The 22,206-nt window shown below is 53.6% G+C and carries 18 protein-coding genes and 1 other annotated feature; all 18 genes read right to left on the reverse strand.

What is annotated here, in order from left to right:
• Positions 1 to 100 precede the first annotated feature (100 nt).
• The 18 genes from EHV15_RS00075 to EHV15_RS00160 all read right to left on the reverse strand — a co-directional run bounded on the left by EHV15_RS00075 (position 101) and on the right by EHV15_RS00160 (position 22,197).
• Positions 101 to 955 carry a M50 family metallopeptidase gene (locus tag EHV15_RS00075; RefSeq protein WP_128629482.1) on the reverse strand — a complete coding sequence of 285 codons (855 nt, stop codon included), beginning with the start codon at positions 953 to 955 and terminating at the stop codon, positions 101 to 103.
• Positions 948 to 1,892 (reverse strand): M23 family metallopeptidase, encoded by a 945-nt coding sequence (locus EHV15_RS00080; protein WP_128629483.1) that lies wholly within the window; start codon positions 1,890 to 1,892, stop codon positions 948 to 950. The genes EHV15_RS00075 and EHV15_RS00080 overlap by 8 nt, the downstream gene beginning before the upstream one ends.
• Positions 1,893 to 2,402: 510 nt before the next feature.
• Complete coding sequence (locus EHV15_RS00085) at positions 2,403 to 3,548, reverse strand: FtsW/RodA/SpoVE family cell cycle protein (RefSeq protein ID WP_128629484.1); 1,146 nt, start codon at positions 3,546 to 3,548, stop codon at positions 2,403 to 2,405.
• Between the two features lie 6 nt (positions 3,549 to 3,554).
• A complete protein-coding gene (minD, locus tag EHV15_RS00090; RefSeq protein WP_128635093.1) occupies positions 3,555 to 4,349 on the reverse strand; it encodes a septum site-determining protein MinD in 795 nt (264 codons plus the stop codon).
• 3 nt (positions 4,350 to 4,352) lie between these two features.
• The gene (minC, locus tag EHV15_RS00095) at positions 4,353 to 5,012 is read right to left on the reverse strand and encodes a septum site-determining protein MinC (RefSeq protein ID WP_128629485.1); all 660 of its coding nucleotides are present in this window, start codon (positions 5,010 to 5,012) and stop codon (positions 4,353 to 4,355) included.
• 80 nt (positions 5,013 to 5,092) lie between these two features.
• Positions 5,093 to 5,623: a rod shape-determining protein MreD gene (gene mreD, locus EHV15_RS00100; RefSeq protein WP_128629486.1), complete on the reverse strand. Its 531-nt coding sequence runs from the start codon at positions 5,621 to 5,623 to the stop codon at positions 5,093 to 5,095.
• Positions 5,620 to 6,525, reverse strand: a complete 906-nt coding sequence (gene mreC, locus EHV15_RS00105; RefSeq protein WP_128629487.1) for a rod shape-determining protein MreC — start codon at positions 6,523 to 6,525, stop codon at positions 5,620 to 5,622. Before mreC ends, mreD begins: the two co-directional genes overlap by 4 nt.
• A gap of 104 nt (positions 6,526 to 6,629) precedes the next feature.
• A complete protein-coding gene (locus EHV15_RS00110; RefSeq protein ID WP_128629488.1) occupies positions 6,630 to 7,664 on the reverse strand; it encodes a rod shape-determining protein in 1,035 nt (344 codons plus the stop codon).
• Between the two features lie 39 nt (positions 7,665 to 7,703).
• The gene (gene radC, locus EHV15_RS00115; RefSeq protein ID WP_128629489.1) at positions 7,704 to 8,393 is read right to left on the reverse strand and encodes a RadC family protein; all 690 of its coding nucleotides are present in this window, start codon (positions 8,391 to 8,393) and stop codon (positions 7,704 to 7,706) included.
• Positions 8,394 to 8,574: 181 nt separating this feature from the next.
• Positions 8,575 to 9,177: a Maf family protein gene (locus EHV15_RS00120; protein WP_128629490.1), complete on the reverse strand. Its 603-nt coding sequence runs from the start codon at positions 9,175 to 9,177 to the stop codon at positions 8,575 to 8,577.
• A 165-nt stretch (positions 9,178 to 9,342) separates the two neighbouring features.
• Positions 9,343 to 10,617 carry an SPOR domain-containing protein gene (locus EHV15_RS00125; RefSeq protein WP_246061225.1) on the reverse strand — a complete coding sequence of 425 codons (1,275 nt, stop codon included), beginning with the start codon at positions 10,615 to 10,617 and terminating at the stop codon, positions 9,343 to 9,345.
• Positions 10,618 to 11,225: 608 nt separating this feature from the next.
• Complete coding sequence (murC, locus tag EHV15_RS00130; RefSeq protein WP_246061876.1) at positions 11,226 to 12,548, reverse strand: UDP-N-acetylmuramate--L-alanine ligase; 1,323 nt, start codon at positions 12,546 to 12,548, stop codon at positions 11,226 to 11,228.
• A gap of 59 nt (positions 12,549 to 12,607) precedes the next feature.
• Positions 12,608 to 13,987 (reverse strand): bifunctional folylpolyglutamate synthase/dihydrofolate synthase, encoded by a 1,380-nt coding sequence (locus EHV15_RS00135; protein WP_128629492.1) that lies wholly within the window; start codon positions 13,985 to 13,987, stop codon positions 12,608 to 12,610.
• Positions 13,988 to 14,302: 315 nt separating this feature from the next.
• Positions 14,303 to 16,975, reverse strand: a complete 2,673-nt coding sequence (locus tag EHV15_RS00140) for a valine--tRNA ligase (RefSeq protein ID WP_128629493.1) — start codon at positions 16,973 to 16,975, stop codon at positions 14,303 to 14,305.
• Positions 16,976 to 17,131: 156 nt separating this feature from the next.
• Positions 17,132 to 17,405, reverse strand: a binding site (T-box leader).
• Positions 17,406 to 17,491: 86 nt separating this feature from the next.
• Positions 17,492 to 18,850: a LysM peptidoglycan-binding domain-containing protein gene (locus tag EHV15_RS00145; protein WP_128629494.1), complete on the reverse strand. Its 1,359-nt coding sequence runs from the start codon at positions 18,848 to 18,850 to the stop codon at positions 17,492 to 17,494.
• 125 nt (positions 18,851 to 18,975) lie between these two features.
• Positions 18,976 to 20,088, reverse strand: coding sequence for an ABC transporter permease (locus EHV15_RS00150; RefSeq protein WP_128629495.1), 1,113 nt, complete (start codon positions 20,086 to 20,088; stop codon positions 18,976 to 18,978).
• Positions 20,089 to 20,106: 18 nt separating this feature from the next.
• A complete protein-coding gene (locus tag EHV15_RS00155; RefSeq protein ID WP_128629496.1) occupies positions 20,107 to 21,240 on the reverse strand; it encodes an ABC transporter permease in 1,134 nt (377 codons plus the stop codon).
• 15 nt (positions 21,241 to 21,255) lie between these two features.
• A complete protein-coding gene (locus EHV15_RS00160; protein ID WP_218571208.1) occupies positions 21,256 to 22,197 on the reverse strand; it encodes an ATP-binding cassette domain-containing protein in 942 nt (313 codons plus the stop codon).
• Between the last annotated feature and the right edge of the window lie 9 nt (positions 22,198 to 22,206).

Below are 22,206 nucleotides of genomic sequence, written 5' to 3' on the forward strand. Positions count from 1 at the left end.
AACGTTCTAGCAGAATCATACCTGTATCATTATACCATGACTGTGCACCTTAAGCTCCGAGCCCCCCGTCGGAAAAAAGAATCACTCAGCCGCGCTGAAATTAAAAATTTTTTAATCTTAAAAAGGAGGAAATGACGCGCTGTTCCGGTACAACGGCAACGATATTCCCTTGATGATTCATGACGTAGATGAAATGGTATTTTTCCCGTTTAAATAGACGCAAGATATGGTCCAAAGGTTTCGCTTTTTCGGCAACAATCGGCTGGGCTAAAGTCCCGTTCATCAGATGCCTGGAAAAGCTCCGGTCCCGGTTTACGAGAAAGCGCAAAAACCGGTAAGGAATATTCCGGTAATCGATGGCGTTCGAATAGAGCAAAAAGATGCCGATCATCAGTATATTGAGCTGCAGTCCTTCCCGAAGCAGCAGGAGCGGCAGCAGCGAGTACGCGATCAGCATGGCGCTGAACAGCAGGCTGATGCGGTAGGACCAGACCAGCGTGGCGTGGTAAGGAAGCAGCAAGCTGCAGAAGGCTTGGCTGATTTTTCCGCCATCCAGCGGCAGAATCGGAAGTAAATTGAACAAGGCGATCAAAATGTTGCTTCGGATAAAATAGTCCAGAAAAGGCCCGTCCCACAAACCGGCCGCATGCAGGAGCAAGGATGCGAAGATGAGCAGCACGTTTTGCAATGGCCCCGCCAAAGCGATGGCGATTTCCCGCCCGGCCGTCAGATCTCCCGCATCCTCCATAACGGCAACGCCGCCGAAAGGAAGCATTTGCACGGACAGCACGCGGATTCCGTACATCCGCGCCGCGGCCACATGGCCGAGCTCATGGATAAAAACGATCGCAAACAGAGACAGCAGCTCCAAAAAATGGCCGGTCAATACCGACATGAGCATAATGATGACAAACAAAGGATGAAAGGAAATCGTCATTCCGCCCCATTTAATCAAACGGAATCACATCCGCCGGATCGATATACCGGTCATCTTTTTGCAGCGCAAAATACAAGGTCGGGAGCGGCGGTTCCGTTCCCGGCGGAAGCGTGCCGACGATATCGCCCCCTTCCAGCCAATCCCCTTTTTCGACGGCGGTTTGCTCCAGACGGCCATAGATGGAGATGTAACCATCGGCATGCTGGACCGTAACGGTCTCGCCCTTCGCCGGATCCCGGGTTACGCCGAGAACCCGCCCGGTTGCTATGCTTTTTACCTGAACAACTCCATTCTCCGCCTGCTCCGGAATAATTTCTACCCCCTTCAAGCTAAGCGCAAACGAGCCGGCAGGGCTGCCGGAGACGGGAGCAACGAATCCGCTCGTTGCCCCGACCTTTAACCCGTTGTCTTCATGGTGCTTAAAAATCGGAATAAACGACGGCGCGCCGCCGAAATAACGTTCATACCAGGTTTCCAGCGCCTGAAAATCCATCTCCTCGGTCAGCGACTGCGCGACAAACGCGCGAACCGGAAGCGACCAGGACGGCTCGTACCTCTCTATTCCCCAAATCCCCAAAAACAGCAGCGCGCTGATCACAAGCCGAGTGAACATCGCCGTCCAAAAGGAAGAGCGTTTGCCTGCCGGGGGCGGGGGATCTTCTTTGCCGCCAAAACCGCCGTAAAGCTCCTCCCAGCGGCCTTGCCCGCGTTTCCACAGCAATTCGGGATCACGTTCGGCGTCGAATCCTGATGTCCCGGTTTCTCCGCTCTGCGGATGTCCTCCAGGACGAGTCCCTGCTTTAGAGTCCATCGAGCCGCCCAGCCCGGGCCGAACCGCGCTATAGCTACCGGAGTCCCGTCCCCCGTCCGGGAGGAGAGGACCGGCCGCATCCTCCAACGTCAACTGCCTAATCCGCTCCGCTCTCCGTTTTTTCACATTTGATTTCACGCCCATCTCCTCAGTCCCCCCGGTCAAGTCAGACGTTTCGTTGAGTGGCGTACCCGAACCGCAGCAGCCCACTCGAAGTGTGTGGTACTAATATTTATGAAGGGCTTGGCCGGAATATGAACAAGGGACTATACAGTTGATTTAGCCTACACCGCGCATAAGAAAAACGCCTGACGGCGTCCTTTAATGGTTCTGACTTCTACTTTGGACGTTGCTCTAACGGACACCAGCGACCTTAACCGCCCATTTCCCGGGTATTTCCCAGCCTAACGGACACACATGACACTATTTCGCTCTAAACCCGTATATCCAGGCCGATTTGAGGTAAATAAGGTCGTCTGTGTCCGTTACATTTTGCAATCCTCCGTTTTTTCGAAAATAACGGCTCTGGTGTCCCTTAGCCCCCTGATTCCTCTTTTCCTCCCCTCTCTACCTGCGCTTCGCCCTCTACCAGACCCGAAATTTTATAAATTCTATAAGGTCCAAAAAACCGGCGCCTCCCGGCACCGGCTTGCTTCACTCTACTTTATATTTTTCCTGATGCAGCTTAATGCTGAACACCAGCCCGATACACAGCATGTTGATCAAAAGCGAGGTTCCCCCGTAGCTGATAAACGGCAGCGTAATGCCGGTAATCGGCATCAGGCCGATCATCATGCCGACGTTTTCGAAGATTTGAAACAGGAACATCGCCACGATCCCTACGATGATGTAGGCTCCCCTTTTGTCGATGCAGCGCAGCGCGATGAGGATCATCCTGTAAATAAACAAAAAATAAAGCAGCAGCAGCAGCGAAGAACCAAGGAACCCGAACTCCTCGCCCACCACGACAAAAATCGAATCCGAGTACGGATAGGGCACGAACTTTTTGTTTTTCAATTCGCCCTTCATGTACCCGTCGCCGAGCAGCCCCCCGGAGCCGATAGCGATCTTAGCGTAGTTCGACTGGTGCTTATCGTCGTTTGAAGCCTGGTCCGGATTGATAAACGTATTGATCCGCTGGTACCAGTGCACCTTCTTATGACTTTCCAAATAATCGCGGATCTGCTCATTGTACGCATTAAAGAGCGTTACAAACACAATCAAGGCCGCAACGGCGGCCGTCAGGGCGATCAACACATGGCTGTATTTCGCATTGCCGATCCACAGCATGCCAACCAAAACGACCAAATAGATAATCGCGTTGCCGAGGTCCGGCTGAATAAGCACCAGAAAAAAAGGGACAAGCGTGATCAGCGAAATCGGTATGATATCGCCGCGGAAGCGTAATGCCTGGCCCTGCCTCTGGCCAAGCAGATACGCCGTGACCAGAATCAGGATCACCTTGACCAGCTCGGCCGGCTGAAACAGCAGGCTGCCGATCCGAAACCAGCTTCGCGCCCCGTTGATTTCCGGCGCAAACAAATACACCAAAATAAGCAGAAGACAACCAGCTCCGTAACTATACCAGCTGTAACGAAGCAGGGAACGATAATCGACCAGCGCCATCCCGAACACGACAATAAAGCCGAGGATATAAAAAATAACGGTCTTTAAATCATACCCTTGAAATTCCGAATCATACGGGGCAATGGCGCTGCGGACCAAGAGGGTGCTGAAAACCATAAACAAGGCCAGTATACCGACCATCACCCAGTCCAGCTTTTTCAGTTTAAACAACAACGAAGATCAACCCATTCCGAAAAACTTCTTGAAGCGCGTAAATACGCCCTTCTTTTGATCGAGCAGCATCAGGGGCACCGTATCTCCCAAAATGCGCCGCGCGATGTTGCGATAGGCGATGGCCGCCGTCGAATCGGGATTCATAACCGTCGGTTCGCCGCTATTGGCCGCTTTGATAACTTTCTCGTCATCCGGAACGATGCCGATCAGATCGATGTTCAGCACCTGCAAAATCCCTTCGATATCCAGCATGTCCCCGGCTTTCATCATGTTGACCTTGATCCGGTTGACGATGAGCTTGGGCGCGCCGATATGCGAATTTTCCAGCAGGCCGATAATCCGGTCCGCGTCGCGGACAGCGGCGTGCTCCGGCGTCGTCACGACGATCGCCTGATCCGCTCCGGCAATCGCGTTTTTGAAGCCTTGCTCAATGCCGGCCGGGCAGTCGATGATGATGTATTCGAAGTCCTTCTTCAGCTCAAGCACGATGTCTTTGACCTGCTCGGGCGAGATGGCGTTTTTGTCTTTTGTCTGGGCGGCAGGCAGCATGTACAGCTCGTCGAACCGCTTGTCCTTCACAAGCGCCTGGTTTAACCGGCAGCGGCCTTCGGCCACATCGATCAAATCGTAGATGATCCGGTTCTCCAGCCCCATGACCACGTCCAAATTGCGCAAACCGATGTCCGTATCGACCAGGCACACCTTTTTGCCCAGCAGCGCAAGCGCGGTTCCGATATTGGCCGAGGTTGTCGTTTTGCCGACGCCGCCTTTGCCGGACGTAATTACGATAGCTTCTCCCATCATTCACACCCCTTTAAACACGTTAAAATCCGGTCTGACCCGGGTCATATTGATGATTTTGTCGATTTGCATTTTCCCGTCCCGCAAAAAAGCGAACTCCATGCTCGTCTCCCGGTTCTCCCATTCGTCTGGAGGCCGGCTGATCGTTTCGGCGATCCTCAGCTGCGTCGGCGCCAAATAGGAGGCGGCAATAACCGCTTTCTCGTTGCCGGAGAAGCCGGCGTGAGCCATCCCCCGCAGAGCGCCGAGGATCAAAATATCCCCGGTGGCGCAGATCGTCCCGCCGGGGTTTACGTCCCCGATAAACAGCAAATTTCCGTCATGGCGAAGCACCTGCCCCGACCGGACGATCCCGGCAAGCGTCGTAACCGCGTTTTCGTCTTGTTCCTGCGCGATCGCAGGCATTTCGATGGAACGGACAAGCAAATTGCCTTTTTGCTTCAATATATCAAGAATCATTTCCTTCTGATCTTCGGTAACAAGCCTCATGCCAAGCTTCACGTCAACGTGAATGATCGGCCCCGTTAAAATATGCTGATGGCTAAACTCCAATTTATAGCGGAGTTCCTCCAGAAGAATTGAGAAATCGCACTTGTCGTCCAGCAGGAAAACCAGGCCGTCCTTGATTCCTTTGATCGTCACGTGGTTGGATTTCACCGTCATTAGCCTGTCCCTCCCTCCTTATCAATTCGTGCAGGGGCAGAAAAGTTCCTGCTTGAGCGGCAAGGAAAAGTACGCGGACGTCAAGCCTTCTCCTCGGGGGAACGCCTTTTGGTTATCATTTCGAGCTGCTTACGCAGGGGAACGTAAATCGCCAGAGCAAACAAGAACTGAACGAACAGATTGGGGATGATATGGTTCTGGAGCGCCCAGGTATACGGCTGATGCGTTAATTCGAACAAGGAATAAGTGCCGAACAAAATGGAATCGAACAGCAGGCTGCCGAAAATCACGATAATCATCATGAGCGGCATAGGCGCGCGCTGCGAACGGGATAAAAGGCCCATCAAATAGCAGGACAATCCCATGGCGAAGGAATACGCGCCGATCAGCGCACCATAATAAACGACATCGTGAAGCAACCCGAAAATGAGCCCCATAATAAGCCCCGCATGCCGATGGTCATAAACCGAAACGAACAAAAGGCAGATATAAACCAGGTGCGGGACGATCCGCGCTTGCCATGGGCCGGGAATCAGCCAAGGCACGATGGTTCCTTCCACGATAAACAAAACGAAGAGCAGCAGGATAAAAATATACTTTCGTTTATTCACTTGCCTTCACCTTCCGGCACTTCAGGCATTTCCGGCACTTCCGGCGTGAACACGACGAACAGTTCCTTCCAGTCGGTAAAGCTGGCCGCCGGCTTCACGGTTGCCGTATACGTCAGGCCGTATTCGCCAACCTGAATTTCCTCCACCGTGCCGATAATCATGCCGCGGGGAAAAGCGCCGCCGACGCCCGAAGATACGATGAGATCGTCCTTGACGAGCGGAGTCCCATCATCAATCCGGGTCATGAGGAACATGCCTTTCTCCTTGTCGTACGTCTCGACCATCCCGAACACGTCATTTTCTTTACCTTGCGCCGTCACGGCGATTCCGTTCGAATTCGGGTCTTTGGCGTCCATCGAGGTCGCCAGCCTTACGGTGGAAGTCAGGTTGCTGACGTGGCTGATCACGCCGACAAGCCCGGTTTCCGACGTGACGGCCATCCCCTCTTTGACGCCTTCGCGGGCGCCGATATTCAGTACGATCGTACTGTTTACCGGATCGTCATTTACGCTGATGACCTGAGCGATTTTCCAAGTGTAGTCATAAAGTCTTGCCTGCTCTTCGGTAAACTTCAGCTTTTTATACAACCGCTCGTTCTCTTGCGCAATCCAGTTATAAGTTGCCTTATCCCGGGTATAATGGGCTAATGCAATTTTAAGCTGCTCGTTTTCTTCCTGCAGCGCGCGCAGGTTCGCGATATCTTCAAACAAGCCCGCTATGTAGCTAGCGGGCTTGTAAAACACGTATTGCACGAAGCCAACCGTGTCTTTGACGAATTTTTCCGGCCAGGACAGGGAAGTTCTCGGCCCCAGCGTAAAACCCATAACCGCAATAAATAAAATAAGTCCCATGAGCAAAATAAACAATCTTTTATTGCCTAGCAGCTTAAACAGTTTCAGCACCCTCCAACCTTACGTTTTCTTGATAAAAACGGCATAGGCCGCCCAATTTTACAAGGACGGCGCCGCTTCGTGATAAGGGGTGTTTGCATCGTTATGACGATGGATCAACGTCTGGAGCGAAGAGCGGAGCTGCTCTTGGATTTGAACAAGTGGATGTTGTCCAAAGCGCGGCCTGTGCCGATCGCTACGCAATCCAGCGGATTTTCGGCCACGATGACGGGCATCCCCGTTTCTCCGGCCAGCAGTTTGTCCAGATTGCGCAGCAAGGCGCCGCCGCCGGTTAATACGATGCCCCGATCCATAATATCGGCGGCAAGCTCCGGCGGACATTTCTCAAGGGTGACCTTGACGGCTTCAACGATCGCGCCAACCGTATCGCTGAGCGCTTCGGAAATTTCGTCCGAGGTGATCGTGATCGTCTTCGGAAGCCCGCTAACGAGATCGCGCCCGCGGATTTCCATCGTTTCCACCTGCTCGAGAGCCATAGCCGATCCGATATCCATCTTCAGCTGTTCTGCGGTTCTTTCCCCGATCATTAAATTATATTGACGTTTGATATATTGGATGATCGCTTCATCCATTTCATCTCCGGCCACACGCACCGATTTGCTTGTGACGATGCCGCCGAGCGAAATGACCGCTACTTCGGTGGTGCCGCCGCCGATATCGACCACCATGCTCCCGGTCGGTTCCCAAACCGGCAGATCGGCGCCGATCGCCGCGGCAAATGGCTCCTCGATCGTATAGGCTTCGCGCGCTCCAGCCTGCTTCGTCGCGTCCTCGACGGCGCGCTGCTCAACCGCCGTAATTCCCGACGGCACGCAAACCATTACATTCGGATGGCGTTGGAATAGCGAACGCTGCTTCTGCGCCTGGTTGATGAAGTATTTGATCATGGTGGCCGTTGTATCGAAATCGGCGATAACCCCGTCTTTCATCGGACGAATCGCCCGAATGTTACCGGGAGTACGGCCGATCATCTTTTTTGCGGATTCGCCGACGGCGACAATATTTTTCGTATCGGTATGTATCGCCACTACCGAAGGTTCTCTTACTATGATTCCTTTACCGCGCGTATAAACGAGCGTATTCGCCGTTCCCAAATCGATTCCCAAGTCTTTCGTAAAGCCACCCAACATGCTGTTTTCTTCCTTTCCTTCTGTATCTAAACTATTATATTACATCAAGCCCTGCTCCTTCAAACTGACAAATTTTCCATCTCCGATAACAATATGATCCAATACGTCAATGCCTACGATCTCGCCAGCTTCGCAAAGCCGGCGGGTCATCCGGATGTCTTCGGCGCTCGGCGTCGGATCGCCGCTCGGGTGATTGTGCGCGCAAACGACCGAAGCGCTGCTGCACTTGATCGCGGCGCGAAACACCTCGCGCGGATGAACGATGGAAGCGTTCAAGCTTCCGATGGAAAGCGTCTCTTGAGCAATGATATGATTTTTCGTATTCAAAAAAAGACAAACAAAATGTTCCTTTTGCAAATACCGCATCTGTTCCATCAGCAGCTCCGCCGCAACATGCGGGCTGCGGATCGTTTCGGACTCCGGCAGCCTTGATTTGGCCAGCCGCCGTCCCAGCTCGATCCCCGCTTTAAGCTCGATCGCTTTCGCCGGGCCGATACCCCTGATCTGAATCATTTCATCCAAACTAAGATCAACCAGACCGCGAATGCCGCCGATTTCGGACAACACGCGCTGAGCCATGTGAATGGCCGATTCGCTGCGCGTGCCCGTTCGAAGCAATATCGCCAGCAGTTCCGCGTTGCTGAGAGCTCCCGGGCCAAACTCCATCATGCGTTCTCTTGGCCGTTCCTCCATGGGAAGATCTCTGAGCATGTAAGAAGTGGTTTTCATGCACAATCCCTCGCTTCCGATAGTTTATCAGCTAAGCCCGGAATTTCCCGGGCATGGCTTTCTAAGCGTCTCGCGGAAGGATATGCTTTACCACTTCCAGGCGGCCTTTCGGCAAGAGTGCGGCTGACCGCCGATCCCATTAAAATAAGTGTTCAAAAAGTCAGACTTTTTGAACTACCTCTTAGAGTACGCGAATGCCGAAATCCGCCAGCATGTCTACAAGCAAAGATAAAGGTAAACCAACGACATTGAAATAGCAACCCTCAATGCCGGTGACGATCGTGGCCCCCAGGCCTTGAATGGCGTAAGCCCCGGCTTTGTCCAGACCTTCCCCGCTCCGGGCGTAGGCCTGAATCTCCGCTTCGGTCAACGTCTTCATCGTCACCAGCGTCGAACGGTAATCGACCATCCTTCTGCCGGTTAAACCGTCCACGCAAGCCACGCCGGTAAATACGGTATGGCTGCGGCCCTGCAAGGATCGCAGCATCTCGGCCGCTTCGGCTTCATCCTGCGGCTTGCCGAGAACAACCCCATCGCGGACGACGATCGTGTCGCTTCCGACAATCACCGCATCCCGTTCGGACGATTCCAGCGAATGATATACCACATCCGCCTTTCGGCCGGCAAGCTCCATAACGATTTGCTCCGGAGCCCATCCTGGCGGCGTCGATTCATCCGCATGGCTCGGCACGACTTGAAACGGGATTTGCAAAGAAGAAATCAATTCACGCCTGCGGGGTGATGTGGAAGCGAGAATAATCCGGCGTAATTGTGCGGTTTCCAATAGCGGACTCTCCTTCAAGGAATTCACAGGGCGGGGACAATCGACAACTTACCGCTGTCATCCTCGCCATTTTTTGACACTAACTTATTATAAGATTATTTCATGCTCAATACAAACACAAAAAAGGCAGGGGAAAGTATTTCCATCCCTCGCCTCGGATATGCTTCAGCGGTTCTCCCCAGGGTTCACGCCGTGAATGATAACCTGCTCCGCCATGATGAAGCGCATCATCTCGTTTTGCACCTCCCACAGCAGCGTTTTCGCTCTGCTTTTATCAAATTCCCCCAAAGCTTCGACAGCCCCGTTCATCGCCTTTTCCATTTCCCCGGCGTAAGCTTCCAGAGCCGTCGGCCATTTGCCCCGCACCGCCGCCGCGCTTTCCGTCCAGGATTGGTGCAAGCGGCCCAATTGATTAACCTCTTCATCTCCCAGCGGCTGCGGGTCAGCGTCACTAAGCAGGGATGCCGATGTGGTGCTCAGCAAACGTACAAGTTCGGCGCTTTGCGCCATGTACCCCTCCAACGCCTCCCGATCGCCCGCAAACTCCGCGCTGGCTGTAGCGGGCAAAGCCACCTCATGCAGGATCAGGTGTACGCCGGCGGCTTTCAATTGGCCGCTCAGCAGCTTGGATTGTTCCCGGTCCGTCGATACGCCCGCATAGACCCTTTTCTCATCGACCGTATCGCGGGCGGCCGCAAGCCCGGAAGCCTGCAGTTCCTCCTGCGCCAGCTGCACGCCTTGAGCCGTGCTGAACACCCCGTATTGGAGAAAATAGTACGTCTGCTCCGGAAGTGCAAAGCTGATCCGTGGAACGGATTCCTCAACCGTCTCTCCTACCGCTCCGGTTCCGGCCATCGCCGGAAGACTGGCCGGCTGATCGGCCGCGCTTTGCTGCGACGCGCCAATCCCGGGAAGCGGAATCTGCATCTCCTGGTTAAACAGGGACAATACAACATAGCCAAATAAAGCACCGGTAACGATCGCCCCGGTTAACGAACCCGCCACCTTCCAGCCTGAGCCGGACGATTTGGGGGGACGAGTGTAATAAGGCGTATCCTCATACCGAGGGCCCCATGGATCATCGGCGTCATTTTGCAAGTTATATGGCTCCGCCGCCGCTTTTCCGTCAAAATCGTGCGCTTCATCCACCAAATCCCCTTTTGCCCGTCCCCCCGGAAAAACCGTCAATCCCATCCCTGTATGATCGGTAAACGGATCACCCCACGATTCCGCCGCCTCCACCGCACGGTATCGGGCAGGTCTCTCTACAGGTACAATTTCGGCTTCGGGTTCCTTCTTCCATGGCCTATCCTCTGCTGGGAGTTCAACCGCATACCGCCACGCGGCCGCATCGGTTTTTTCGTGGTCCTGATCCGGGCTTATCGCCCGAACCTCCCGTTCGTTTTGGTCAAAACGGAATGTCATTTTCGCTTTGTTCACGGTCCGCACGCTCCTTGTCCATTCATCTATCCTACCTTATGAGAAAAGGAAGAATGATATGCCTTGGAGTTCGCTAAACGTCCGTGAATCAAGTTAAGAAAACTGCCGCCTCTAAGTTGGGTGTTCTTATGTATTGAATCAACCGAGTAAAGCTGCAACCTCAAAAAATAAGGGCAAAAAATGTCGTTAATCCGGCCATATCTGTCAATCTGAGAGAAATAGAGACAATTTATGTCGTTATTTTTTAGAATTGCTGGGGAATGCCTGCGTTCTGGACCGTTCATAGCTAAATAAGGACAAAAAATGCCGCTAATGGGGATGAACAGGCATGACTCCGGATAATAAGTACATAAAATACCGCTATTTTGATGGCCGACGGTTGGTCGTGGTAGCGTCGTTAGGTTGGTCGTTAGGTTGGTCGTTAGAGAAGCCAAGTGCAAGCGCCGATATCTAGGTTGAGCCTTTTTTACCCTTATGGCCGCACTTCCCGCGCCGCCGCCATCATAACCGCGCGCTCCTTCTTCCCCGAATGTAAAAAATGCTCCCCGGAGGGAGCACTCTAGTATTTAACGGTTTTGCATGATGTTCTGCCCCACGCAGCTTGGCCGTTAGCTGGACAATCCTTTGGCCAGTTCGTAGCCAACCTTGTAGATATCCCCGGCGCCCATCGTGAGCACCAGATCGCCGGGCTGAAGCCGGCCTTGCAGCTCCTGAAGCACGTCCTGCTTCGTCGGCAGATACCGGGCTCCGGCGTTGCTGTTTTCCTTGATCAATTCCACCAGCCTCGCGGAATGCACCCCTTCAATCTGCTTCTCCCCGGCCGGGGAATAGATGTCGGTGATGATCACTTCTTCCGCGTCGCCAAACGCCCGACTGAACGCATCGAGCAGGAAGAAGGTCCGCGTATAGCGCTGCGGCTGGAAGACGGCGATAATCCGTTTGCCGGTCGCTTTGGCCGCCGCGATCGTGGCCTGAATCTCCGTCGGATGGTGGGCGTAATCGTCGATGATGAGGATGCCGTCCGCTTCCCCCAGCACCTGAAAACGCCGCTTCGCCCCATGGAATTTCCGCAACGCCTCGGTAATATCCGCGAACGGAATCCCCGCTTCCAGGCAGACGATGACTGTGGCCATCGCGTTATACGCATTATGCCGGCCCGGTACGGACAATTCGACCGTGCCCAACTCCTCGCCTCTGCGTCTCATCTTGAACGTGACGCAGCGATCGCCCAGCTCAATATCGTGGGCCGAATAATCGCAGGCCGTGTCGATGCCGTAAGTGATCGTGCCGCACGCCAGCTTTGGCAGCAGCTCCGTCACGTTCAGGTCATCGCCGCAAACGACCGCTTTGCCTCCCGGTTTGATCTGGTTTAAAAATTGAACGTATGCTTCCTTAAGACGGCCGAAATCGCCGCCGTAATTTTCCAAATGGTCGGCTTCGATGTTGGTCACGACGCCAATCCAAGGATGATACTGCAGGAAGGAGCCGTCGCTCTCGTCCGCTTCCGCGACAACGAATTTGCCCTGTCCCGCTTTGGCGTTTGTGCCGACATCCATCAGCTCGCCGCCGATAATGTAAGTGGGGTCCGCCCCGCAGCTCTCCATCACCAGCGCGATCATTGAGGAGGTCGTCGTTTTGCCGTGCGTCCCGGCCACCGCGATCCCGCTCCGTTCATTCAGCAGCCGGGCGAGCATTTGCGAACGATGCAGGATCGGGATTCCCTGCTCCTGCGCTTCGATCCGCTCCACGTTATCCTGTGGCAGCGCCGTCGAATAGACGACCAGGTCTGCTCCGTGCACATGCTCGGCCGTATGTCCGATATAGATTTTCGCTCCTTTGGCGGCGAGCTTCTCCGTTAACTCCTGGGCTGCCACATCCGATCCGGTGACGGTATAGCCCATTTCCAGCATGACGCGGGCAATGGCGCTCATGCCATAGCCGCCGATGCCGATAAAATGTACATGTTGTTCCGTAGTATTTAACAAAATGGTCACCAGCCTTTTTCAGAATCGGTTTGATGCAAAAGGGCCGCCCGCACGTCCGAAATTAAATACAACGTGCCCGTCACTACCCCAAGATCCTCCCGTTCCGTCCGTGACTCCAAAAGCGAAAGGGCCTTTTTCCAGTCACGTTCTACGATGATTTTCAACTCCGCTTTCGCTTCCGATCCCTTAAGTTCGGTCACGAGCTCACTTAACGCGTCGGCATCCATTTTTCGGCGAAAATCGGGCTCGGTCAGAATAAGCGTATCCACTATTGGTAATATATGCTTGAAGTAGCCGAGATGATGCTTGTTGGCTAACATCCCCATCATCATATGCAGCTTGCGGTAACGGTAAACTTCCGGAAGGCTTTTTGCCAGCGCCGCCGCGCCTTCCGGGTTATGGGCTCCGTCCAGCACGATGCGCGGCTCCTCCTTCACGAGTTCAAGACGTCCTGCCCAGAAGGCGGAGCGGAAGCCGTCCAGCAGCGGTTCATCTTCCAAAATGAAGGCCATATACTGCCGCAGCACTTCGAGAACCATCATCACTCCGGCCGCATTTTGGCATTGATGCTGCCCCTGCATGCCGATGGCGAGGTCCAGTTCGCGAAAAGGACCTTGAAACCGCAGAGTCTGCGCTTTGCTGCCAACCTCCAGGCGTTCAAACCTAAACTGCTCACCGAGCAAATAAAGATTCGCCCGCTTGGCCTCAGCCGTTTCCTTTAGCACCGCAATCGCTTCCGGCTGCTCCACGCAGCTCACGATTGGAACCCCGGGTTTGATGATGCCCGCTTTCTCGCGGGCGATCAGCTCGATGGTATCGCCAAGCACGTCCATATGATCATAACCGATATTCGTAATCAGCGAAACGATCGGCGTGACGATATTGGTAACATCCATCCTTCCCCCTAGGCCGGTCTCCCATACCACAACATCGGGATAACAGACCTCGGCGAAATAAAGGATTGCAATGGCCGTGCTAACCTCAAACATCGTCGGCGAACCGAGCTCGGTTTCGGCAATTTCCCGCACGAGCGGCAACACCCGGCGCGCGAGCTCAAGGAGCGTCTCTTCGGGAATATCCGCTTCGTCGTATTGGAAACGGTTCGTAAATTTCGTGATATAAGGAGACGTAAACGTTCCGACATGGTATCCGCATTCGCGCAGGGTCCGGGTCAGAAAAGCGCAGGACGAACCTTTGCCGTTCGTCCCGGCGACATGTATAAATTTCAGCCTCCGCTCGGGATTTCCCAAACGCTCCATCATCAGCTCGATGCGTTCCAGTCCCGGGCGGATTCCGAACGGAATCAGCCCGTTTATCCAGTTGACCGCTTCTTCATAGCTGTCCAGCGCAAGCGGCCGTATATCCTCGTCTGTAAGATCCCCCATGGTCTTCACCTTCATTTTGAATTAATTTGCTATAAGCTGAACGAACTATTGATTGTACGGATCAGGGCAGCCGTGTGAAATGTTCTTACGATCGCTGTTGTTCGCAGATTTCTCTAATTGAACTAAATTCAGATGCTGTAGAAATCCGCTCACAAAGGCGACCAAGCATATGCTTCCGATGCAGCTTTCTTCCAGAAAGCTTTTAGTTTCTTCAGAATCATTTCACCTAGGTTCAATATTCTAAAGTGTACATTCATTTAGAATATTGAACCCTCTTGCCTAACTTCCACATTTCTTTAGTTCAACTTATATTGCCTAGCCCTTAAGTTCCTCGATCCGGGCCAGCACTTTGCCCTGTTTTTCGGCATAATCGGCCATCTTGGCGCGCTCCTCCTCGATGACTTTTGCCGGCGCTTTGGACACGAACCCTTCGTTGGCGAGCTTCTTCTCCACCCGTTCCACTTCCTTGTTCAGGTGATCAAGCTCTTTGTTCAAACGCTCGATTTCCTGCTGGATGTCGATCAGCCCGGACAGCGGCAAATACAGCTCGGCTCCGGTCACAACGGCGGTCATCGCCTTGTCGGGAACGGCCGTGGTCAAGGACGCTTCGTATTCCGAAGTGTTGCAGAACCGGCGGATATAATGTTCGTTGCGGGCGATCACTTCGAGCGTTTCGGAACTGCCCGGCTTAACCACGAGCTCGATTTTTTTGCTCATCGGCACGTTCACTTCGGCGCGGATATTGCGCACGGCGCGAATGATGTCGATCAGCAGATTCATTTCCTGAACGGCGTCCGGAGCTTCCAGAGCCGGGTCGTATTCAGGCCATGCGGCCAGCGTAATCGTGTCGCCTTGATGCGGCAAATGCTGCCATATTTCCTCGGAAATAAACGGCATGAACGGATGGATCATCCGCAGCGTACGGTCCAGCACGAAGGCCAGTACCGACTGTGTTTTCCGCTTGGCCGCGGCATCTTCCCCATAGAGGGACAGCTTGGCGAATTCGATGTACCAGTCGCAAAGATCGTCCCAAATAAAATTGTACAGCAGGCGCCCGGTTTCCCCAAACTCGTAAGCGTCGATCAGGCGGGTGATCTCTTTGGCCGTTTCATTGAAACGGTGCAAAATCCAGCGATCGGCCGTCGACAACTCTCCGCTGATATCGATATCGTCGTAAGTCACCCCGTCCAGATTCATCAAAGCGAACCGGGAGGCGTTCCAGATTTTGTTCGCGAAATTGCGCGCCTGTTCGACGCGTTCCCAGCGGAAACGCAGGTCTTGCCCCGGCGTACTGCTCGTCGAAATCATGTAGCGCATCGCGTCCGTGCCGTATTTCTCGATCACTTCGAGCGGATCGACGCCGTTGCCCAGCGATTTGGACATTTTCCGCCCTTCGCTGTCGCGCACGAGCCCGTGCATCAGCACATCTTTAAACGGTATTTCGCCTTTGAATTCGAGTGACGTGAAAATCATCCGCGCTACCCAGAAATAGATGATGTCGTATCCGGTCACAAGCACGTCGGTCGGGAAATAACGCCTCAGGTCCGCACTGGATTCGTCCGGCCAGCCCAATGTCGAAAACGGCCACAAAGCCGAGCTGAACCACGTATCGAGCACGTCCTCGTCCTGCTTCAGATCGTCGCGTCCAAGTTTGGCGCGCGCTTCCTCTTCGCTGCGGGCCACAACCATTTCGCCGGTCGCCTCGCAGTACCAGGCCGGAATCCGGTGCCCCCACCACAGCTGGCGGGAAATACACCAGTCGCGTACGTTTTCGATCCAGTGCAAATAAGTTTTTTCGAAGCGGTCCGGTACGAAGTTGACGCCTTTCCCGGATTTTTGCGCCGCGATGGCCGCTTCCGCGAGAGGTTTCATTTTCACGAACCACTGGGTCGACAAATACGGCTCAACCACTGCGCCCGTCCGTTCGCTGTGTCCGACCTGATGCACGTGGTCTTCGATTTTGATGAGAACGCCAAGCTCCTGCAAATCCTTGACGATTTGCTTGCGGCATTCGCTGCGGTCCAGCCCTTGGTATTTGCCGGCTTCCCCATTCATCGTGCCGCTTTCGTCCATGACGTTGATTTGCGGCAGGTTATGGCGCAGGCCCACCTCGAAGTCGTTCGGATCGTGCGCCGGGGTAATTTTCACCGCGCCGCTGCCGAACTCTTTTTCGACATATTCATCTGCGATAATCGGGATTTCCCGGCCGACGATCGGAAGGCGCAGCGTTTTGCCGACCAAATGCCGGTACCGTTCGTCCTCCGGATGAACCGCCACGGCCGTATCGCCGAGCATCGTCTCCGGACGCGTCGTCGCCACGGTGATAAATCCGCTGCCGTCGCTGAGCGGATACTGCAGATGATACAGGTGGCCGCCCACTTCTTTATATTCAACCTCGATATCGGACAGCGCGGTGCGCGCGGCCGGATCCCAGTTGATAATATATTTGCCGCGGTAAATCAAGCCTTTTTCGTACAGCTTCACGAACACCTCGCGAACCGCTTGGGAAAGCCCCTCGTCCAGCGTAAAACGCTCGCGCGAATAGTCAAGCGAAAAGCCCATTTTCGCCCATTGCTCGTGGATCGTGGCGGCATATTGATCCTTCCATTCCCAGACGCGTTCCAGGAACTTCTCGCGCCCCAGATCGTAACGGCTGACGCCTTGCTCACGCAATTTTTGCTCCACTTTCGTTTGCGTGGCGATCCCCGCATGGTCCGATCCCGGCACCCATAATGCGTCATACCCCTGCATCCGTTTCGTCCGGATCAAAATATCCTGCAGCGTAAAATCGAGCGCATGGCCGATATGCAGCATGCCGGTCACGTTTGGCGGCGGGATCACGATCGTGAACGGCTGCGCGTCCGGACGCTGCCCGGCTTTGAAAAAGCCCCCCTCCATCCAATAACGGTACCACTTCTGTTCGGCCGATTTGGGGTCGTACGTCGTTGGCATTTCCGTTTGACTTTGTTGACCTTGGTTTTCCGTCATACCATTCAACCTCCGTTACAAATAAGCATCGCCTTCACTTGCCAAAGATAATCCGCGCGCATAAACCAAACCGCGATTATCCCCGGGCGCTTTCCTTTGCAGCGGGCCGTACCTCCCTCGGGACACCCGCCGCAAAAACAAAAAAAGCCTTTCGTCTCAAAGGACGAAAGGCTTTACTTTCGCGGTACCACCTTTGTTTCGCAGTATCCAGCCTTCCTTTGCCGGCCGTCATTGATCCGGCAAAAAAGTTAAAAAACCGCGACACTCAAGCAGATAACGGCTGCTACCGGTCCGTTCTAACGGCTATCTCCGCTCAAACGAACGACTCCCGGGCGACTTCGGCCAGCTAAAATCCTGCGGAATCTTTCAGCGTTCCAACTCCGCTCTCTGAAGGGTTCACTGCCCTACTCTTCCCATTCCAAGTCGATGACAACAATCATTTTGCTTGAATCTATATTATCATAACTTGGAAACCTGCGGGAGTCAATATTCAGCCGTCCATCATGGATTAAGCGCCTACGGAATATACAAAATCTGCCCTTCCGCCAAATGGTTTTCGGACAGGCGATTGTAAAGCTGCAGCTCGCGGGAGCTCAAATGATAACGCTCAGCGATGTCATCCAGCGTTTCTTCCCGCTGCACGATCACCAGCTTGACCTTGCGGAACGGGGTTTGTTCCTCGCTGCCTTGAATAAAAAGATTTTTCCACAGGAGCTCCTCGTCATCGCCTGCCTCCGCCGCCTCGGGGTCCGCTCCGGAAAACTCCGCTTGCGTTGGCAGATCGTGCTGAGGCCGCGAAGAAATCAGTTTCTTGAGGCCAAAAGACTCGCTTTCTTTTTCTTCGGTGCCTTTTTTGCTGCCAAGCGCGATCTTCAGTTCTTTTTTCTCTTCCGCTTCGGCGTGCGCCGGGTTTTCCGGCTCCTTGGCCGCCTCGGCGGCGGCTTTATTCGGCCCGCCCGCTGCTTTTTCCTCTACAGCTTCGGAAAATGAAGGAACGGCAGGTTCTTGCGATTCCGCCTCGCTTGCCGTTACGTTAGCCAGTTCGTTGTCCTGGGCTGCGAATTGCAGCGGTTCTTTTTCGGCGGCTTGAGCGGGGGCGGCTTCAGGTTTCACCGGTTCACTCAAACGTTCAGCAGCTTCCGGCTCGGCAAAAGGGGACATTACCTCTTTGAACCATACGTCATTGAACTGCTCAAACTCCGATTGCGGCGGCAAGCTTTGGGCCGGAAGGGCGTATTCCTTGTCCGTCCATGGCCCGGCAGGCGGCGCCTCGTTCTCTTCCTCCAACCATAGAGAGGTCGGCTCAGCCTCCGGCTCGTCCGCACCCCGCTGCTCTTTCAGCACTTCTTCCGGAAACGCCTGCCATTCCGTAAGTTTCGGGAGCTCGGGTACGGCATGGACTTCTTCCTGTTCCGCAAAGGAGAGACCGCCCGTCTCTTCCTCGTCACGAATGGCCGGAACGACGTGGGCGGTTGTAAATTCCCGATCCTTCCAGCTGTCGGCCTCCACCGCCAGAGAAGATGTTTCCACCCCCTGGAGCGACAAAACGCCGGTAATGTTCAAGCTGCGCGCGCTGAGCAGATCCACGTCGAAATTTTCAATTTCCACCGTGATATCCTCCAGCCGGTTCACCCGGCTGAGCGGGATCGTAATTTCTACGGGGATCCAATGCTCCAGGCTGCGGGTCTCCCCTTCCCCCCGATACAAACCGGCCAGAAGCAAATGACCTCTTAATGAAGCATATTCCTCCCCGGGAATGACCTGAATTTTCGGGTAAAGTTCAATTTCCTCCAGCTCTTCAATGCCGATCACATCTTCCGATAAATGAACGCGCTCGTAAATATCAAAACGAAGACCATAGGATTGATCAGCCAAAACGCTACCTCCTTTCAGCATATCCAAACATGATTTAGCATCCATTTGTCATGATCCAAATCATCCTCGTTTTATCTATATGCCCCCGAAAAAGAGTGCATGCCAGCTTTTTGCTATCCTCGGTTTCACTGACCGCCCGAAAAACTCCTTTTGTCCGTTAACCTATAAAGTGCGGGAATCAAGGCCAGCCCGATTGCGGCTGCGGCCGTCATACTAATCACCTGTTCCGCCATGAATCCTGCCCTGAAGTTATGAAGCACGGGATTAAACCATTGAAACACCCGCGAGACGATCCAGTACCGGGCAAACGTTTGGGATGCTTCCGGAAGCACGGTGACGCCGATAAATCCTCCGGTTCCGAAAAAGCTTGCGATCGACAACACGATGACGGCCGGTTGCAGCACCCGGTAATTTTTCAAAACATGAGCCAACCATAACCCGGCGCAAGCGCAGGCGATCATCACCGGAATCATCATCAGATAAACCTGGAGCAGCGGCAATGTGTAAATTTTCATTTTAAAGACGAAAACCGCAAGCAACAAGGAGGGGACCGAACAGACGACGGCGGTGGTTACGGCCGCAGCTACATTCCCCAGACCGGCCAACCATAACGGCTGCGGGGTCAGAAGGATTTCCTTCTTCGTTCTGTTCTCATTTTCAAAAGCGTGCAGATTGGCCGCCGTTATCGTCGCCCCCATAAAGAGAGAAAGCAGCAGACAGCTTCCGGCGATGTAAGATACTCTCCAAACATCATGCGGTTTTTCCGTGATCAGTTTCGGCACTACCCGGAGATCGCCGTTTAAAGCCAACTCATTCAAAATACTGTGCTCCAACCGCAGCCTTACATTTTTCATCATATCGCTATTGATGTTAAACGTCTCAATATATACGTTTTTGGAATCCGCGTAGTCGGAAGGGATCCGTATCAATAGTTGCAGACGTCCTTCTTTGACTTTGGCTCTCGCTTTCTGCAAATCCCTCTCCACCACATTATAATAATTCGTTATATTGGAATGACTTTGCTCGATGCTCCGCACAAGGGACTTCGATTGCGCGTTATTTGCCTCATCAACTACCCCTACAGGCCACTGATCACCCCCCGCTCCCATAATAACCGCCGTTAGGAACATTAAAATCAGCGGCAGTAGTATAGGAGCGATGATTAGCTGTTTTTGCCTGCTTAAAATCTTCAAATTACGCACATACATTCCGACTGCCGCATATAGAGAAGTTTTCATTTTTCTAAGCCGCCTCTCCTACTGTCCTTGGGAATAAGACAAGTTTCTCTTTAACCGGAACACCGACATGAAAACGAACAGCGCCGTGAACGCGAGCATGAGGAGCAAACCCTTAAACTCGTATGCTGCCGCGGAGGCAAGAAAGGTGCTCCGCATATTTTCCACCACATCGGAAACCGGAATCCGGCTCGATAATCGCCACAGCCATTCGACCGGTCCCCCGTAAGCGAACCCGCGAATGGAGGATTCATTGCCGCAAACCAAATAGAGAAAAATTCCAATCACGGCGGACAGAGTAATGACCGGCATCGACTTACGCAGCCACACCCCGAGCATACTGCCGACCGCACCGCCGAACAGGAACAAAAGGGCAATCCAAAACCACAAAATGGGGGCCATTCGGGTAATCGGAAAAGACAGCGTAACACTCATAATCCCCAATACGAACACGACGCTGATGAGCGTCTGCAAAAAGGCGGTAACCCATTTTCCCAATACAAAAGGAAGAAAGCCGATGGAGGTAAGCACGATTTCCTTGCTCGTCCGTTCCTCCCATTCCCGCGCAATGAGCATTCCGGTATTGACCATGGATGTATACGTTATGGCGAACATGAGCAGGCCGATGGAAATGTACAGTTTCATCGACACGTCCCGGGGAAACTTCGCATATTGCTGGACGATCTCGATGTTATGATCCGGGGCCGTTGCCTGTTGAAACAGATAGATGGCGTGCGACAAGCGGATTTGAAAATTTTTGGTGGCATCCGAGTTGATATTATGAACATAGAGTTTAACTTCCGGAGCCGAGGTTCGCTGCTTGAGATCTTGGTCAAAAGCCGCCGGGATCTCGATCAGCGCTTCCGCTTCCCCGTTTTCATACCGCCGGAAAGCTTCGTTCGGGTCGGTCGTTTGGACAATAAAGTAGGGGCCGTCGACCGAACTCATGTCCGTCAGAATCCCCACAAACCGGTCGCTGAACTCCCCTTCCGATTCCCTTGCGATCACGACTGGATTGGTGGCGGACACTTGAGTGATCAACGAATAAAGAAAAACGAATACAACGGGCACGATAATGCTAAGTACCATCAACGAAGGATTCCTCCGGGTAATTTTGAGATCCTTCCAAACGATCACCTTGATTCCTTTCAACATGGCTTTGCCCTCCGATCAGTTCCTTAATTGGCGTCCGGTAAAATGCAGAAAGACGTCGTTTAATGTCGGTTCCTTCCACTCGAAGCTGATGAGCCCGTCGTTTTCGGCGTCAAACGATTTCAACATGCGCAAAGCGGTCTTTTTATCGGCGACTTTGACCAGCACCTTATTCGCTTCGAGCACTGGAGAGCATTCTCCACCCAGCCGCGCAAAAGCAGTCCGGGCATCATTTTCCCGTTCGAAAATCAATGCCATGGCGTTATCGGTAATCCTCTCTTTCAACTGCTGCGGTGAACCGGAAGCCACGACGCTTCCCCGATCGATAATGACGATCCGGTCAGCCAGCGAGTCCGCTTCCTCCATGTAATTGGTTGTCAAAAATACGGTTTTGCCTTCCCCGGTCAACTCCCGGATGCGGGTCCATATCGAATTCCGCGACTGAACGTCAACGCCTAAGGTGGGCTCATCAAGCAAAATCAGATCGGGCGAGGTCAGAAGGGCCCGGGCTAACGCGAGCCGCCGCTGCATCCCCCCCGAATACGTTCCCACACGGTCATTCTGCCTTTCGCTCAGGCCGACCAATTCCAGCAGCTTGCCGATTTGCGAGGTCCACATCCGTTTTTCGATCCCATAGTACTGCGCGTGAAACAGCAGATTTTCTTTGGCCGTCAGATCATTGTACAGTGCAGTCTCCTGGGGGACGACGGACAGTTTGCGGCGGACGGTCCGCATCTCTTTGGCGGGATCGAGCCCAAACACTCGGACGTCCCCCCGGGTCGGCCGGGAGAGTCCATTGATGAGATTAATGGTCGTCGTCTTGCCGGAACCGTTCGGACCGAGCAAGCAGAAAACTTCACCCTGATTAACTTCAATGGATAACTGCTCCAGGGCGTAGAAACGCTCCCGATTTTTTCGGGGATAGGACATTTCGACATGATTCAATGCAACAACACTCACAAAAGCTCA

The organism is Paenibacillus oralis, assembly GCF_003863965.1.
GTDB lineage: Bacteria > Bacillota > Bacilli > Paenibacillales > Paenibacillaceae > Fontibacillus > Fontibacillus oralis.